General features: G+C 72.5%; 14 protein-coding genes and 2 tRNA genes. 5 read left to right on the plus strand and 11 right to left on the minus strand.

Annotated elements, in window-relative coordinates; all coding sequences use genetic code 11:
• Nucleotides 1-51: 51 nt before the first annotated feature.
• The gene (locus H5V45_RS04600; protein WP_185251853.1) at nt 52-1,149 is read left to right on the plus strand and encodes a trans-sulfuration enzyme family protein; all 1,098 of its coding nucleotides are present in this window, start codon (nt 52-54) and stop codon (nt 1,147-1,149) included.
• Between the two features lie 229 nt (nt 1,150-1,378).
• Here the strand turns inward: H5V45_RS04600 and H5V45_RS04605 are convergent, their stop codons facing one another.
• Both H5V45_RS04605 and H5V45_RS04610 read right to left on the minus strand, forming a co-directional pair.
• Nucleotides 1,379-2,380 carry an NAD(P)H-dependent glycerol-3-phosphate dehydrogenase gene (locus H5V45_RS04605; protein WP_185251854.1) on the minus strand — a complete coding sequence of 334 codons (1,002 nt, stop codon included), beginning with the start codon at nt 2,378-2,380 and terminating at the stop codon, nt 1,379-1,381.
• Complete coding sequence (locus H5V45_RS04610) at nt 2,377-3,162, minus strand: 1-acyl-sn-glycerol-3-phosphate acyltransferase (RefSeq protein WP_185251855.1); 786 nt, start codon at nt 3,160-3,162, stop codon at nt 2,377-2,379. Before H5V45_RS04610 ends, H5V45_RS04605 begins: the two co-directional genes overlap by 4 nt.
• Before the next feature lie 140 nt (nt 3,163-3,302).
• Between H5V45_RS04610 and cofC the strand changes: the two genes are divergently transcribed.
• Nucleotides 3,303-3,917 (plus strand): 2-phospho-L-lactate guanylyltransferase, encoded by a 615-nt coding sequence (gene cofC / locus H5V45_RS04615; RefSeq protein ID WP_185251856.1) that lies wholly within the window; start codon nt 3,303-3,305, stop codon nt 3,915-3,917.
• A gap of 87 nt (nt 3,918-4,004) precedes the next feature.
• Here cofC and H5V45_RS04620 read toward each other — a convergent pair whose 3' ends face one another.
• Complete coding sequence (locus H5V45_RS04620; RefSeq protein ID WP_185251857.1) at nt 4,005-4,706, minus strand: HU family DNA-binding protein; 702 nt, start codon at nt 4,704-4,706, stop codon at nt 4,005-4,007.
• A gap of 305 nt (nt 4,707-5,011) precedes the next feature.
• Here H5V45_RS04620 and H5V45_RS04625 point away from each other — a divergent pair, with 305 nt between their 5' ends.
• Complete coding sequence (locus H5V45_RS04625) at nt 5,012-5,692, plus strand: GNAT family N-acetyltransferase (protein ID WP_185251858.1); 681 nt, start codon at nt 5,012-5,014, stop codon at nt 5,690-5,692.
• A gap of 66 nt (nt 5,693-5,758) precedes the next feature.
• Here the strand turns inward: H5V45_RS04625 and leuD are convergent, their stop codons facing one another.
• Together leuD and leuC are read right to left on the minus strand one after the other, a co-directional pair.
• Nucleotides 5,759-6,358, minus strand: a complete 600-nt coding sequence (gene leuD, locus H5V45_RS04630; protein ID WP_185251859.1) for a 3-isopropylmalate dehydratase small subunit — start codon at nt 6,356-6,358, stop codon at nt 5,759-5,761.
• Nucleotides 6,359-6,361: 3 nt separating this feature from the next.
• Complete coding sequence (gene leuC / locus H5V45_RS04635; protein WP_185251860.1) at nt 6,362-7,765, minus strand: 3-isopropylmalate dehydratase large subunit; 1,404 nt, start codon at nt 7,763-7,765, stop codon at nt 6,362-6,364.
• Between the two features lie 108 nt (nt 7,766-7,873).
• Here leuC and H5V45_RS04640 point away from each other — a divergent pair, with 108 nt between their 5' ends.
• Nucleotides 7,874-8,596: an IclR family transcriptional regulator gene (locus H5V45_RS04640; RefSeq protein ID WP_125038842.1), complete on the plus strand. Its 723-nt coding sequence runs from the start codon at nt 7,874-7,876 to the stop codon at nt 8,594-8,596.
• Between the two features lie 111 nt (nt 8,597-8,707).
• Here the strand turns inward: H5V45_RS04640 and H5V45_RS04645 are convergent, their stop codons facing one another.
• The 3 genes from H5V45_RS04645 to H5V45_RS04655 all read right to left on the minus strand — a co-directional run bounded on the left by H5V45_RS04645 (nt 8,708) and on the right by H5V45_RS04655 (nt 11,319).
• Entirely contained in the window at nt 8,708-9,256 is a 549-nt protein-coding gene (locus tag H5V45_RS04645; RefSeq protein ID WP_185251861.1) for an NUDIX domain-containing protein, read from the minus strand.
• Nucleotides 9,257-9,347: 91 nt separating this feature from the next.
• Complete coding sequence (locus H5V45_RS04650; protein ID WP_185251862.1) at nt 9,348-9,827, minus strand: methylated-DNA--[protein]-cysteine S-methyltransferase; 480 nt, start codon at nt 9,825-9,827, stop codon at nt 9,348-9,350.
• Between the two features lies 1 nt (nt 9,828).
• Nucleotides 9,829-11,319 carry an AlkA N-terminal domain-containing protein gene (locus H5V45_RS04655; protein WP_185251863.1) on the minus strand — a complete coding sequence of 497 codons (1,491 nt, stop codon included), beginning with the start codon at nt 11,317-11,319 and terminating at the stop codon, nt 9,829-9,831.
• A gap of 137 nt (nt 11,320-11,456) precedes the next feature.
• Between H5V45_RS04655 and H5V45_RS04660 the strand changes: the two genes are divergently transcribed.
• Nucleotides 11,457-12,599, plus strand: coding sequence for an LCP family glycopolymer transferase (locus H5V45_RS04660; protein WP_185251864.1), 1,143 nt, complete (start codon nt 11,457-11,459; stop codon nt 12,597-12,599).
• A 95-nt stretch (nt 12,600-12,694) separates the two neighbouring features.
• On the opposite strand, the gene H5V45_RS04665 is transcribed toward H5V45_RS04660, so the two are convergent.
• The 3 genes from H5V45_RS04665 to H5V45_RS04675 form a co-directional block, all read right to left on the minus strand.
• Nucleotides 12,695-12,770, minus strand: a tRNA-Glu gene (locus H5V45_RS04665).
• Between the two features lie 124 nt (nt 12,771-12,894).
• Nucleotides 12,895-12,966 (minus strand) — tRNA-Gln (locus tag H5V45_RS04670).
• Nucleotides 12,967-13,009: 43 nt separating this feature from the next.
• Entirely contained in the window at nt 13,010-13,969 is a 960-nt protein-coding gene (locus H5V45_RS04675) for a CPBP family intramembrane glutamic endopeptidase (RefSeq protein WP_185251865.1), read from the minus strand.
• Between the last annotated feature and the right edge of the window lie 4 nt (nt 13,970-13,973).

Consider the following 13,973-nt stretch of genomic DNA (forward strand, 5'->3'; position numbering starts at 1 on the left):
CCTACCGGCCCGCTGCCCCGTCGCCCCGCAGCCCGGCCTAGGCTCGTCGCCATGCCCGAGGACGCCACCACCGCCCAGCCCTCGCCCGCCCCGGCCTGGAAGCCGTCGACGCTCGCCGTGACGGCGGGCCGCCCGGCCCGCGAGCCCGACCAGCCCCTCAACGTGCCGATCACGATGGCCTCGACGTACGTCGCCGGCGGCGACCTGGAGTACGGCCGCTACGGCAACCCCGGCTGGACGGCCTTCGAGGACGCGCTCGGCGCGCTGGAGGGCGGCCGCTGCCTGGCCTTCGCGACGGGGCTCGCCGCGGTGACCACGGTGCTCGACCTGGTCGGGCACGGCGCCAAGGTGGTCGCGCCGGCGCACTCCTACACCGGCACGCTGCTGCAGCTCGCGGACCTCGAGTCGCGCGGCCGGATCACCGCGACCCTGGTCGACATCACCGACACCGACGCCGTCGTCGCCGCGTGCGAGGACGCCGCGCTGGTGTGGTTCGAGTCCCCGACCAACCCGGCCCTCGAGCTCGCCGACATCGAGACGATCAGCGCGGCCGCCCACGAGGCCGGCGCCTACGTCGTCGTCGACAACACCTTCGCCACTCCCCTGCTGCAGACCCCGCTGGCGCTCGGCGCCGACGTCGTCGTGCACTCGGCGACGAAGTACCTCTCCGGCCACAGCGACGTGCTGCTCGGCGCCATCGCGACCAACGACGACGAGCTGTACGCCGTGCTCAAGGGCCGCCGCGACCTGCTCGGCTCGACGCCCGGCACGCTCGAGGCGTGGCTCGCGCTGCGGGGGCTGCGCACGCTGCACCTGCGCGTCGAGCGGGCGCAGGCCAACGCGCAGGAGCTGGTCCGCCGCCTCGGCAAGCACCCGGCGCTGTCCGAGGTCCGCTACCCCGGCTTCGGCGGGATCGTCTCGATCGTGCTGGCCCAGGGCGCGATGGCCGCCGACCTGCTCACCCGCAAGACCAAGCTGTGGGTGCACGCGACGTCGCTCGGCGGCGTGGAGTCGACCTTCGAGCGGCGTCGTCGCTGGAAGGCCGAGCCCGGCACCATCCCCGACGGCCTGGTGCGCCTGTCGGTCGGCATCGAGGACGTCGACGACCTGTGGGACGACCTGCGCCGGGCGCTCGACGACCTGAGATGAGCAGCGCGGCGCGAGGGACGAGCGCCGCGCGTGGGCTCAGCCAGGTTGAGCAAGTGCCGCGACTGAGGAACGAAGTCGCGTAAGCGCGTCGAAACCGGTGGGCTGAGGCGCTCCCGCTGCGGTCACTGGATCTCGACGCGCTCGCGCGACCTCGTTCCTCGGTCGCGTCGCTTGCTCGATCTGGCCTGACGTCGCCCCGACCTCGTTCCTCGGTCGGAGCTCGTCAGTCTCAATCAGTCTCGGCCTTGGTGTCGCGGGCGATGAACGCGTCCATCATCTCCTGCGCGGTCATCCGGCCGGCGACGACGGCGTCGACGTGGTGGGCGATCGGGGCGTCGACGCCGGTGCGGGCGGCGAGCGCGAGCAGCGACGAGCACGACTTCGCGCCCTCGGCCACCTGGCGGGTCGAGGCATAGATCTCCTCGGTGGTCATGCCCTTGCCGAGCTTCTCGCCGAAGCTGCGGTTGCGCGAGAGCGGCGAGGAGCAGGTGGCGACCAGGTCGCCGAGCCCGGCCAGCCCCATCAGGGTCAGCGGGTTCGCGCCGAGCGCCATCGCGAGGCGGGCGGTCTCGGCCAGCCCGCGCGTGATGACGGAGGCCGTCGTGTTGTCGCCGAAGCCCAGGCCCACCGCCATGCCGACGGCGAGACCGACGACGTTCTTGTAGGCGCCACCGAGCTCGCAGCCCAGGACGTCGACGCTGGTGTACGGACGGAAGGCGGGGGCGTGGCAGCGCGCCTGGATCTGCTTGGCGACGTCCTCGTCGGCGCAGGCCACCACCGAGGCGGCGGGCTCGCGGCGGGCGATCTCCATGGCGAGGTTCGGCCCGCTGACGACGGCGATCCGCTCGGGTCCGGCCCCGGTGACCTCGGCGATCACCTCGCTCATCCGCTTGAGGCTGCCGAGCTCGACGCCCTTCATCATCGAGACGAGCACGGCGTCCTTCTGGAGGTACGGCGCCCAATCGGTGAGGTTCTCGCGCAGGGTCTGCGAGGGGGTGGCGAGCACGACGAGGTCGGCGCCGTGGGCGGCCTTCTCGACGTCGGTGGTCGCGGAGACCGACGGCGGGAGCTCGACGCCGGGCAGGTAGTCGGGGTTCTCGCGCTGGCCGTTGATCGCGTCGACGACCTCGTCGCGGCGTGCCCAGAGCGTCACGTCGTTGCCGGCGTCGGCCAGCACCATGGAGAAGGCGGTGCCCCAGGACCCGGCGCTGAAGATCGCGACCTTGCTCATGCGGTGTCCTTCTTGTGCGTCTTGGGGGTCTTGTCGGTGCGGTGCGGGTTGCCGGTCGGGCGGACGCCGGACCGGCGGGGGTCGTAGCGCTCGGCGGGTGCGGTCTCGCCGCGGATCTCCTCGACGAGCGCGGTCACGGCGGCCATGATCCGGTCGGTGGCCTGCTGCACGACCGCCGGGGTGCGCTCCAGCGCCGCCAGGTCCGCGAGGTCCACGGGGGCGCCGGCCTTCATGGTGATCCGCTTGCGCGGGAAGAGGTGGGGTGTCTTGGTGTACGGCGCGAGCAGCTCCTGCGCGCCCCACTGCCCGACCGGGATCACCGGGCAGCCCGTCTCCAGCGCGATCCGGGCGGCCCCCGACTTGCCGGTCATCGGCCACAGCGCCGGGTCGCGGGTCAGCGTGCCCTCGGGGTAGACCACGACGCACTCCCCGGCCCGCACGGCCGCGACGGCCGCGTCGTACGCCCCGACGGCGTTCTTGCTCAGCCGCTCCACCGGGATCTGCCCGGCGGCGGTGAGGAAGCCACCGAGGGCCTTGTTGCGGAACAGCCCGGACTTGGCGAGGTAGCGCGGCAGCCGGCCGTGGTCGTAGACGAAGTGCGCGGCGGTCAGCGGGTCGACGTGCGAGAGGTGGTTGAAGATCACCAGGCAGCCGCCGGTGGCGGGCACCCGCTCGCCGTCGATCCAGGTGCGCTTCGTGGTGGCGAGGAGCAGCGGCTTGATGATGGGCACCGCGAGGTTCCATGCCCAGCCGCGCTCCTGCTGCAGCTTGCGAACCGTCACGTGCGTCCTCGCCGTTCCTCAGGCCCGGGGGCCGTGACGCGCCTTACGTCGAGTGCAGGCTACTCGGTCGCCACCCCTCCCCGTCTCGTCACGACACACCCCGGCGCGCCTCCGTCGGGGCGCCTGACAGGATCGTGGGGATGTCCCTGCAGCAGTACGCCGTCGTCGTGCCGGTCAAGCCGCCCGCCGTCGGCAAGTCCCGCCTCGTCCGCGCCACCGACGACGACCGTCGCGCCCTGGCCGCCGCCTTCGCGCTCGACACCGTCAGCGCCTGCCTGGCCGCCTCCCGGGTGGCCCAGGTGCTCGTCGTGACCGACGACGTGCCGTTCGCCGCGCAGCTCGGGCGGCTCGGGTGCGCCGCGATCCCCGACGGCGTCTCCGGCGACCTCAACGGCAGCCTGCGCGAGGCCGCGGCCGAGGCACGCCGCCGCTGGCCGGACCTCGTCGGCGTCGCGCTGTGCGCGGACCTGCCGGCGCTGCGGCCCGAGGACCTCGACGCGGCCCTGGCGGCCGCCCTGCCCGGCCGGGCCGCGTTCGTCGCGGACGCCGAGCGGGTGGGCACGACGCTCTACACCGCGCCGTACGACGAGTTCGACCCGCGCTTCGGCGTCGAGTCCCGGGAGGCGCACCTCGACGCCGGCGCCCTCGAGATCGCCGGCGACCTGGTGACGCTGCGCCGCGACGTCGACGACACCGAGGACCTGCGGGCGGCTGCGGCGCTGGGCCTCGGACCGCACACCCGCGCCCTGGTCTGAGCGACTCCAGGGAACGACGGTGGGCCACCACCCCGACCGGGGTGGTGGCCCACCGTGCTGCTGCTGGTGCTGCCCGTCCTGCGCTGGTCAGGACTTCTTGGCGGCGGCCTTCTTCGCGGGCGCCTTCTTGGCCGGGGCCTTCTTCGCCGGCGCCTTCTTGGCGGCGGCGGCCTTGGCCGGGGCCTTCTTCGCCGTGCTGGTGCTGGTCGTCTTCGCGGCGCTCGTCGTCGAGGCCTTCTTGGCCGGTGCCTTCTTGGCCGCGGTCGTGGTGGAAGCCTTCTTGGCCGGCGCCTTCTTGGCGGCGGTCTTCGCCGGCGCCTTCTTGGCGGCGGTCGTGGAGGCCTTCTTGGCGGTCGTCTTGGCGGGAGCCTTCTTCGCCGGCGCCTTCTTCGTGCCGCCGGGTGCGGCCTTCTTGGCCACGGACGCCGCAGCGCCCGCGGTGGCGGTCGCCGTCGCGGTCGCCTTCTTGGCGGCCGCAGCCGGGGCGGCGAGGGTCAGCTTCGGCAGCTTCTTCGCGCCGGAGACGACGTTCTTGAGGTCGGCGCCGGGGCTGAACTTCGGCACGGCCTTCTTCTTCGACTTGATCCGCGCACCGGTCTGCGGGTTGCGGACCCACCGAGCCTCCCGGATGCGCTTCTCGAAGGAGCCGAAGCCCGTGATGGCGACCTTCTCGCCCTTCGCCACCTCGCGGGTGATCGTGTCCAGGACGGACTCGAGCGCGTGAGCGGCAGCCTTGCGATTCCCCTCGTAACGCGCAGCAAGCGCGTCGATGAGCTGAGACTTGTTCACTAGCTTCCCTTCCAATGAACCCATGGGCCGAGCCCGTGCTCGACTTGCTGCAACGCACGCTAGGCACACGTGGCCCTCGTCACAATCACCGCGCGGCTGTTTTCCCCTTATTTCTCGGGGCGCTTGCACGTCGTGCAGCACCGTCTGGTAGTGAGCGCGACCACCGCGCACCTGACACCAAGAGGAGAATCCCCAGCCAGGCTTGGGGATTCTCGATCGAGCGGGGCATGGGACCGCGGTTTTCGCCCCCAGGACAGGGGAAACGGCGTCGCCGCGACCCGCACCCCGCGTCTAGGGTCGGCGCCGTGCAGCCCGGAATGTGCGACCTCGTCGACACCTGGTGGTGCGACCTGTTCGGCATCACCCGCGACGAGCTGTGGCAAGCAGCCACGGTGCAGCCGCACGGACGGCTCGAGGGGTACGCCGGGTTGTTCGTCGCCTGGCGGGACCACGGGGTCCACGTCTCGGCGCCGCAGTCCGCCGAGGTCGTCCCGCTGCCGCCGCCTGACTCCTGGACGTCGTACGCCGCCTCGATCGGCGGGACCGTGATCGGCCCGGCGACCCACCACTACCTGGACGTGGACCCGGGGCCGGACCCGCGGGTGGTGCGGGTGGAGGTCGCCGACCTGGCGGAGCTGCGCGCGGTCGTGACCGACGAGGAGTGGTGGGAGTCGGGCTCCTCCGACGACGACGTCGAGGTCGCGTTCGGGCTCGTCGAGGACGGCGCGCTGGTCGCGGCCGCGTCGCTGTCGCCGTACGCCGGCAGCCCCCGCGACCTCGGGGTGCTCGTCGCCCCGTCGCACCGCGGCCGGCGCCTCGTCGATGCCGTCGGGCGGACCGCGGCGTCGTACGCGATCCGCGAGCACCGGGTGGCCCGCTGGGTCGCCCGCACCGCCAACACCGCGTCGATGGCGGCCGCGGCGCGGCTGGGCTTCGAGCCGTGGTGCGAGCAGCTCGCGGTGCGGCTGCCGACGACGACCCCGTAGACGAAGGAGGATCTGCGGCACCTGGTGCCGGAGATCCGCCTTCGTCGTACCGCGTCGCGCGGGGCCCTACTGCGTGGCGGGCTTCCAGCTCGGGCGGGTGGCCTCGTAGGCCGTGATGTCGTCGGCGTGGCCGAGGGTGATGCCGACGTCGTCGAGCCCCTCGAGCAGCCGCCAGCGGGTGTAGTCGTCGATGTCGAAGGAGTCCTCGATCGCGTCCGGGCCCTCGCCGGCGCGCACGGTGCGCGACTCGAGGTCGACGGTGATCGCGGCGCCCGGCTCGTCCTCGAGGAGGTCCCAGAGCCGCTGCACGACCTTCTCGTCGACCTGGGCAGCGAGCAGGCCGGCCTTGCCGGAGTTGCCGCGGAAGATGTCGCCGAAGCGGGGTGAGATCACGGCCTTGAAGCCGTAGTTCTGCAGGGCCCACACGGCGTGCTCGCGCGAGGAGCCGGTGCCGAAGTCGGGGCCCGCGACGAGGATCGTGCCCCCGGCGTACCGCGCGTCGTTCAGGACGAAGGCCGGGTCGTTGCGCCAGGCCGCGAAGAGGCCGTCCTCGAAGCCGGTGCGCGTGACCCGCTTGAGGTAGACCGCCGGGATGATCTGGTCGGTGTCGACGTTGCTGCGGCGCAGCGGCACGCCCTGGCCGGTGTGGCTGGTGAAGGCATCCATGAGTCAGTCCTCCAGGTCGGCCGGGGACGAGAGCGTCCCGCGGATGGCGGTGGCAGCGGCGACGGGCACGGAGACCAGGTGGGTACGCCCCCCCTTGCCCTGCCGGCCCTCGAAGTTGCGGTTGGATGTCGACGCGCTGCGCTCGCCGGGGGCGAGCTGGTCGGGGTTCATGCCCAGGCACATCGAGCAGCCGGCGCCGCGCCACTCGGCGCCCGCCTCCTTGAACACGACGTCCAGGCCCTCCTCCTCGGCCTGCAGGCGCACGCGCACCGAGCCGGGGACGACGAGCAGGCGGGTGTCCTTGTCGACGTGCCGGCCCTTGATGATGTCGGCGGCCAGGCGCAGGTCCTCGATGCGGCCGTTGGTGCAGGAGCCGACGAAGACGGTGTCGACCTTGACCTCGCGCATGGGGGTGCCGGGCTCGAGGGCCATGTACTCGCAGGCCTTCTCGGCGGCGATCCGGTCCTGGCTGTCCTCGAACTGCTCGGGGAACGGCACGGACCCACCCAGCGGGACGCCCTGGCCGGGGTTGGTGCCCCAGGTGACGAACGGCGTCATCTCGGCGGCGTCGAGGACGATCTCCTTGTCGAACTCGGCGTCGTCGTCGGTGACGAGCGTCTTCCAGTGCTCGACCGCCGCGTCCCAGTCGGCGCCCTTCGGCGCCTCGGCGCGGCCCTCGATGTAGTCGAAGGTCGTCTGGTCGGGGGCGATCAGCCCGGCCTTGGCGCCCCACTCGATGCTCATGTTGCACACGGTCATCCGGGCCTCCATCGAGAGCTCCTCGATGGCCTGGCCGCGGTACTCGACGATGTAGCCCTGACCGCCGCCGGTGCCGGTGTGCGTGATCAGGGTGAGGACGAGGTCCTTGGCGGTGACGCCGGCCGGGAGCGAGCCGTTGATCGTGACCGCCATCGTCTTCGGCTTGGCCTGCATCAGCGTCTGCGTCGCGAGGACGTGCTCGACCTCCGACGTGCCGATGCCGAAGGCGATCGCCCCGAAGGCGCCGTGCGTGCTGGTGTGGCTGTCGCCGCAGACGATCGTCATGCCGGGCTGGGTCAGGCCGAGCTGCGGGCCGACCACGTGCACGATGCCCTGCTCGATGTCGCCCAGCGGGTGCAGCCGGACACCGAACTCCTCGGCGTTGCGGCGCAGCGTCTCGACCTGGGTCCGCGAGACGGGGTCCGCGATCGGCTTGTCCCAGTCGACCGTCGGGACGTTGTGGTCCTCGGTCGCCAGGGTGAGGTCGGGACGGCGTACGGCGCGGCCCGCGAGGCGCAGCCCGTCGAACGCCTGGGGCGACGTCACCTCGTGGATCAGGTGGAGATCGATGAACAGCAGGTCCGGTTCTCCGTCTGCGGCCCGGACGACGTGCTCGTCCCAGACCTTCTCGGCCAGGGTCTTGCCCATGACGTTCTCCCTCACATCCCGGTGGTCGACGCGGTCCGGACCACCCCTCGGTTCACGTCACACACCCTAACGCTTGCATCCCATGATCTGAGACGGCAGTATTGCCATATGGACAACACCAGCGGAGTGGGCGTGCTCGACAAGGCCGCCCTCGTGCTCACCGCCCTCGAGTCGGGACCCGCCACCCTCGCCGGTCTCGTCGCCGGAACCGGCCTCGCCCGACCCACCGCGCACCGCCTCGCGGTCGCCCTGGAGCACCACCGGCTGGTGGCCCGCGACATGCAGGGACGCTTCGTCCTCGGCCCCCGGCTGGCCGAGCTCTCGGCGGCCGCCGGCGAGGACCGCCTGCTCGCCACGGCCGGCCCGGTCCTGGCCCGCCTGCGCGACATCACCGGCGAGTCCGCCCAGCTCTGGCGCCGTCAGGGCGAGCACCGCGTGTGCGTCGCCGCCGCCGAGCGCCCCTCCGGCCTGCGCGACACGATCCCGGTCGGCTCGCAGCTCACCATGCGGGCCGGCTCGGCCGCCCAGGTGCTGCTCGCCTGGGAGGACCCGGAGCGCATGCACCGCGGCCTGCAGAACGCCGCCTTCTCCGCCGCCGCCCTGTCCGGCATCCGCCGCCGCGGCTGGGCGCAGTCGGTCGGCGAGCGCGAGCAGGGCGTCGCGTCCGTCTCCGCCCCCGTCCGCTCCCCCGGCGGCAAGATCATCGCCGCGGTCTCCGTCTCGGGCCCGCTCGAGCGCCTGTCGCGCCAGCCCGGCCGCATGCACGCCCCCGCCGTCCTCGCCGCCGCCGAGCGGCTGTCCGAGTCCCTGCGCCGCGCCGCCGCCGAATAGCCGAGTGAGCGCCCTCGGCGCGAGCGTGCTCGCGCCGAGGCACAGGTGCCAGGTCGAGTAGCCGCGCGGGCGAGGAACGAGCCCGCGACCGGCGTATCGAGACCCGCGCAGTCAGGCGATCAGTCCCAGCTCCAGCCCGGCGAGCATCAGGGCCGCGATGGCCTCGCTGTCGTGGATCGCGCCGCTGCGCACGAGTCCCATCGCTTCGGCCCACGGGACGACCAGCACCTCGCTGATCCCCTCGTCGGCCGCACCGTGCCCCACGTCTTCGAGCCCCGTCAGCCCGCGCGCCAGGAACACGTCGGCGCGCGCGTTCGCGACGCCGTTCAGCGCGAAGAACTGCCCCAGCCGCGTCCAGCTCGACGCCGTACGCCCCGTCTCCTCCAGCAGCTCCCGCTGGGCGGCCGCCAGCGGGTCCTCCCCGTCCGACCCACCCGCGGGCACCTCGATCGACTCGCGGTCAATCGGGTAGCGGTGGAGCCGCACCAGCAGCACCTCGCCGGCCGCAGTGACCGGCACGACGAACACCGCCGGGTGCTTCATCTCCACCACGCCGTACACCCCGGCGGAGCCGTCCGGCCGCGTGACGTCGTCCTCGCGGACGCGGATCCAGTGGTTGTCGTACGCCGTGCGCGTCGCGTGGGTCTGCCAGCCGGTCATCGCGCCAGCGTGCCACGGCAGCACCACCCAACCGTCTGCAGATGCGCCGACTCGACCCCCCTCAGCGCGTGCAGATGCGCCGACTCGGCACCTAGAAGAGGGCGTCCTGCTCGAGCTCGAGGAGGAGCTGCTTGCGCTCGAGACCGCCGGCGTAGCCGGTCAGGGTGCCGTTGGCGCCGATGACGCGGTGGCACGGGATCACGATCGGGATCGGGTTGCGGCCGTTGGCCAGGCCGACGGCGCGGGAGGCGGCGTTGGTCAGGCCGAGGCGCCCGGCGACCTGGCCGTACGACGCGGTCTCGCCGTAGCCGATCTCCTGCAGCTGGGCCCAGACCCGCTGCTGGAAGGCGCTGCCGACCGGGGCGAGCGGGAGGTCGAAGTCCTTGAGCTCGCGGGCGAAGTACGCCCCGAGCTGACGGGCGCACTCGGCGAGCACGGGGTGGGCGTCGTCGCGCGGGCCCCGGACCCGGCCGTCGGCGTCGCCGAACGGCGAGAACTCGATGGCGGTGATCCGCCCGGCCTGCTCAACCAGCCGCAGCTCGCCGATGGGTGAGTCGATCACGGTCCACATGTCAGGGCTCCAAGCTGTCGGGCAGGGGTGGCATCAGGGTGTTCCAGAGGTGCATGAGGGCGTACGAGCGCCAGGGGCGCCAGGTCTCGCTCGCGGCGACCACCGCCGCCGGGTCGTGGCCGAGGCCGGCCAGCGCGTTGCGGACGCCGATGTCGGTCGGGAGGAACACGTCGGGGTGCGCGAGCGCGCGCATCGCGACGTAGTCGGCGGTCCAAGGACCGATGCCCGGCAGCTCCAGCAGTGCCCGGCGTACGTCGTCACGATCCGGCCCGCGGTCCAGCGCGACCGATCCGGTGGCCAGCGCGGCGCACAGCGCCACGAGCGCCCGGCCGCGCGCCCTGGGCATCGGGAGCGTCTCGGGGTCGACGGCCGCCAGCGTGGCCGCGTCCGGGAAGAGGTGCGTCAGCCCCGGGACGCCGGTGTCGACCGGCCGCCCGTGCAGCGCGACCAGACGACCGGTCACGGTGCGCGCGCCGGTGACGCTGATCTGCTGGCCGATCACGGTGCGGACCGCGGTCTCGTCGCCGTCGACCTGACCGGGCACCCGCAGCCCCGGCGTGCGCCGCGCGAGCGGCCCGACGACCGGATCGCCGGCGAAGTGGTCGTCGACGGCGAGCGGGTCGCAGTCGGCGTCCACGAGCCGTCGGGCCCGTTCGACCGCGGCGGCGGTGTCGCGCAGGTCGTGCAGCGTGAACGTCGCGGTCACGAAGGCGGTCCGCCCCGCGTCGAGCGCGTCGTCGATGTCGAGCCGCACCGTGCCGGGCCCGTGCGGCAGGTCCAGCGTGCGGGCGTAGAACCCGTCGCCGGCGACCTCCACGCCCGGCACCAGGTGGTAGGCCAGGAACGCCAGCATCGCCCGTCCGGCGTACGGCGTCCGCACGGCCAGCCGCATCGTGACCGTGCCGGTGGCGGGGCGTCCGCCGCGGCGACCGCGCAGGTCGGTGGGGGTGGCGGCGTACACCTCGCGGATCGTGTCGTTGAACTGCCGCACGCTGGAGAAGCCGGATGCGAACGCGACGTCCGCGTAGGTCAGGTCGGTCGTCTCGATCAGCACGCGCGCCGTCTGCGCCCGCTTCGCCCGCGCCAGGGCCAGCGGACCCGCCCCGAGCTCGGCCGTCAGGATCCGGGTCAGGTGCCGCGGCGTGTAGCCGACCCGCTGCGCCAGCCCCTCCACGCCCGCGCGGTCGACCACGCCGTCGGCGATCAGCCGCATCGCGCGCCCGGCGGCGGTCGCCGCGACGTCCCAGTCGGGGCTGCCCGGTGTCGCGTCCGGCAGGCAGCGCTTGCAGGCGCGGAAGCCGGCCGCCTGGGCCGCGGCCGCACTCGGGTGGAAGGTGACATTGGCGAAGCCGGGGGTCCGCGCCGGGCAGGAGGGGCGGCAGTAGATCCCGGTCGTCCGCACGGCGGTGTAGAACACGCCGTCGAAGCGCCGGTCCCGGGACTTCACCGCCCGGTAGCAGGACTCCCGGTCCAGCCGCTCCACTCCGCTCATGCCCCCATCATGTCGTACGACGGGGACACCATCTCGCGGGAATCGGACATGAGGATGGCGCCACTGCGAGGAGCGGGCGCCGGACACCTTCTGCCGAATCGCCGCCCGGCTCAGGCTCCGACTGCGAGGATCGTCCCGTGACCGACGAGACGCCGCCCGCCCGACGTCCCGAGGCGACCCCGATGCAGCCGCACCACCGGCGTACGGTCCTGCTCGTCATCCTGACCACCTGCCTCGTCCTGGCACTGGCGACCGCGGTGACGGTCGTCCTGGTCTTCAAGAAGGTCGACGGCAACATCGAGGCGGGTCCGCCGATCCAGCACCTCACCACCAAGAAGCCGAAGACCCCCGACCAGCCGCACGAGCCGCTCAACATCCTGCTGATGGGCAACGACACCCGCGACTGCGCGGGCTGCCACGTCGACAACGAGGAGGGCGCGGACGGGTCCGACACCACGATCCTGCTGCACGTCTCGGCCGACCGGAAGTCGGCGTACGGCATCTCGATCCCGCGCGACCTGATCGTCGACCGGCCCGACTGCACCGTCGACGGCAAGACGGTGCCGGGTGCGAAGCAGGTGCTGTGGAACGAGGCGTTCTCGCGCGGCGGCCCCGAGTGCACGGTCGAGCAGGTGGAGTCGGTCTTCCGGCCGATCTACGTCGACGACTACCTGACCCTCAACTTCGGCGGCTTCAAGAACATGGTCGACGCGATCCACGGCGTCAGTGTCTGCATCCCCCAGCCGCTCGACGACCCGAAGTACCTCCACACCAGCTTCCCCGCCGGCAAGGACGTGCACCTCGACGGCACCCAGGCCCTCAACTACGTGCGCCTGCGCCACGTGCTCGCGGGCACCGACATCGGCCGGATGAAGCGCCAGCAGTCGTTCATCGCGGCGATGACGAACAAGGTGCTCTCGGCCGACACGCTGACCCGCCCCACCCGGCTGCTCGGCTTCGCCAACGCCCTCACGAGCTCGTTGCAGGCCAGCCCGGACCTCGCCAGCGCCAAGGCCCTGGTCGACCTCGCCGGCCAGCTCAAGGACATCGACCTGCCGCACATCAAGTTCGTCACGATGCCGAACTTCCTCTACGCCGAGGGCACGGCCGGCTACCCGCACGTCGGCCTGCTGCCGTCGTACAAGAAGCTCGTCCGCCAGGTCCACGACGACCGGCCGCTCGGCTCCTTCACGCGCGACTCGCTGTCGGCCGACGGGCCGGCGAAGCGCCCCAGCCAGGCCCAGAAGGACGCGGCCGCGGCGGCCGGCATCTGCGCCTGAGCGACGCCGGGCCGCGACGACCGGGGCCCGACCACCTTCGGAACACCCCCGGAAATGACCGAAGGGCCCGGTCTGGTGACCGAGCCCTTCGTGAGTGGTACCCCCGACCGGATTCGAACCGGCGCTACCGCCGTGAGAGGGCGGCGTGCTAGGCCGCTACACAACGGGGGCATGCACTGCTGCTGACCTTCGGAGCGCCTCGCGGCCCTCCCCGATCAACCTGCGAAACTCTAGCCAATGGCCAACGTGTCGCACAAATCGCGACCCGATCCGCAAAGGGATCTCCGCGACTCAGCTGGGATACTAGGACTCGAACCTAGAACGACTGAACCAGAATCAGCTGTGTTGCCAATTACACCATATCCCAATGTTGCCGGCCCCTCGTGACTCCTCAGGACCGAGACGAAACCTTACACGCGAGGGCTGGGGGCCGCCAAAACGACCTCCCCCGTGCGTGTCTCCAGGCCCCGTCTCCGGGCGGCCAGGAGCACCAGTCCGAGGAAGACCAGCGACTGCGTCAGCGTGACCGGGATGCTCCACCAGCTGCCGCCGGTGGGGTTCAGCGTCGAGGCCATGTCGCCGTACGCCAGCGCCAGCCCGAAGGCCAGCAGGTTGTTGAGCACGTGCATCGCGATGCCGGCCTCGAGGCCGCCGGTCAGGATGACGAGTACGCCGGCCACCAGGCCGAACGCGAAGCGGTCGAAGAAGACCGGCGCGCTCTGCGAGCCGTGCGCCAGCGCGAACAGCAAAGCCGGGCCGACGACCGCGACCCAGCGGTTGCCGAAGAGCCCCCCGAAGGCCTGGGTGAGGTAGCCCCGGAAGGCGTACTCCTCCCCCGCCGCCTGCAGCGGCGTGAGCAGCACCAGGACGAGCAGGAAGTCGCGGGTCGTGCGGGTGAAGTCGTTGACGCCGCCGCTGACCTCGGTGCCGTCGCCCGCCGACGGCAGGGCCGCCGAGACGACCAGCGTCACGATCAGCGCGCCGAAGGCGATGGCCATGCAGGTCAGCAGCCAGCCCCAGCGGATCCTGGGCGTGACCGAGGCCAGCCAGCGCGGTCGCAGCCCGTGCAGCACCCGGGTGATCAGCCACGTGACCGGGATCGCCGAAGCCAGCACCAGGTTGAGGTAGGCGAGCCCGGCCGGCGTCGGGTCGTCCAGCTCGAGCAGCCGGCTGACGCTGTCGACGACGGGCTGCCCGGTGACGGCGTAGTACGCCGCGAACGGCAGCTGCCAGAACACCGGCGCCACCACCAGCATCAGCGCGATCAGCGCGGTCGTGCCGATGACGGGACGCCACCACGCGTGCCGGCCCGCGACGGGACCGCCGCGGTGCACCTCGTGGTAGGCCAGCCCGGCGGGGACCTGGCTCATGCCG

Source organism: Nocardioides luti (assembly GCF_014212315.1).
In the GTDB taxonomy this organism is placed as follows: domain Bacteria; phylum Actinomycetota; class Actinomycetes; order Propionibacteriales; family Nocardioidaceae; genus Nocardioides; species Nocardioides luti.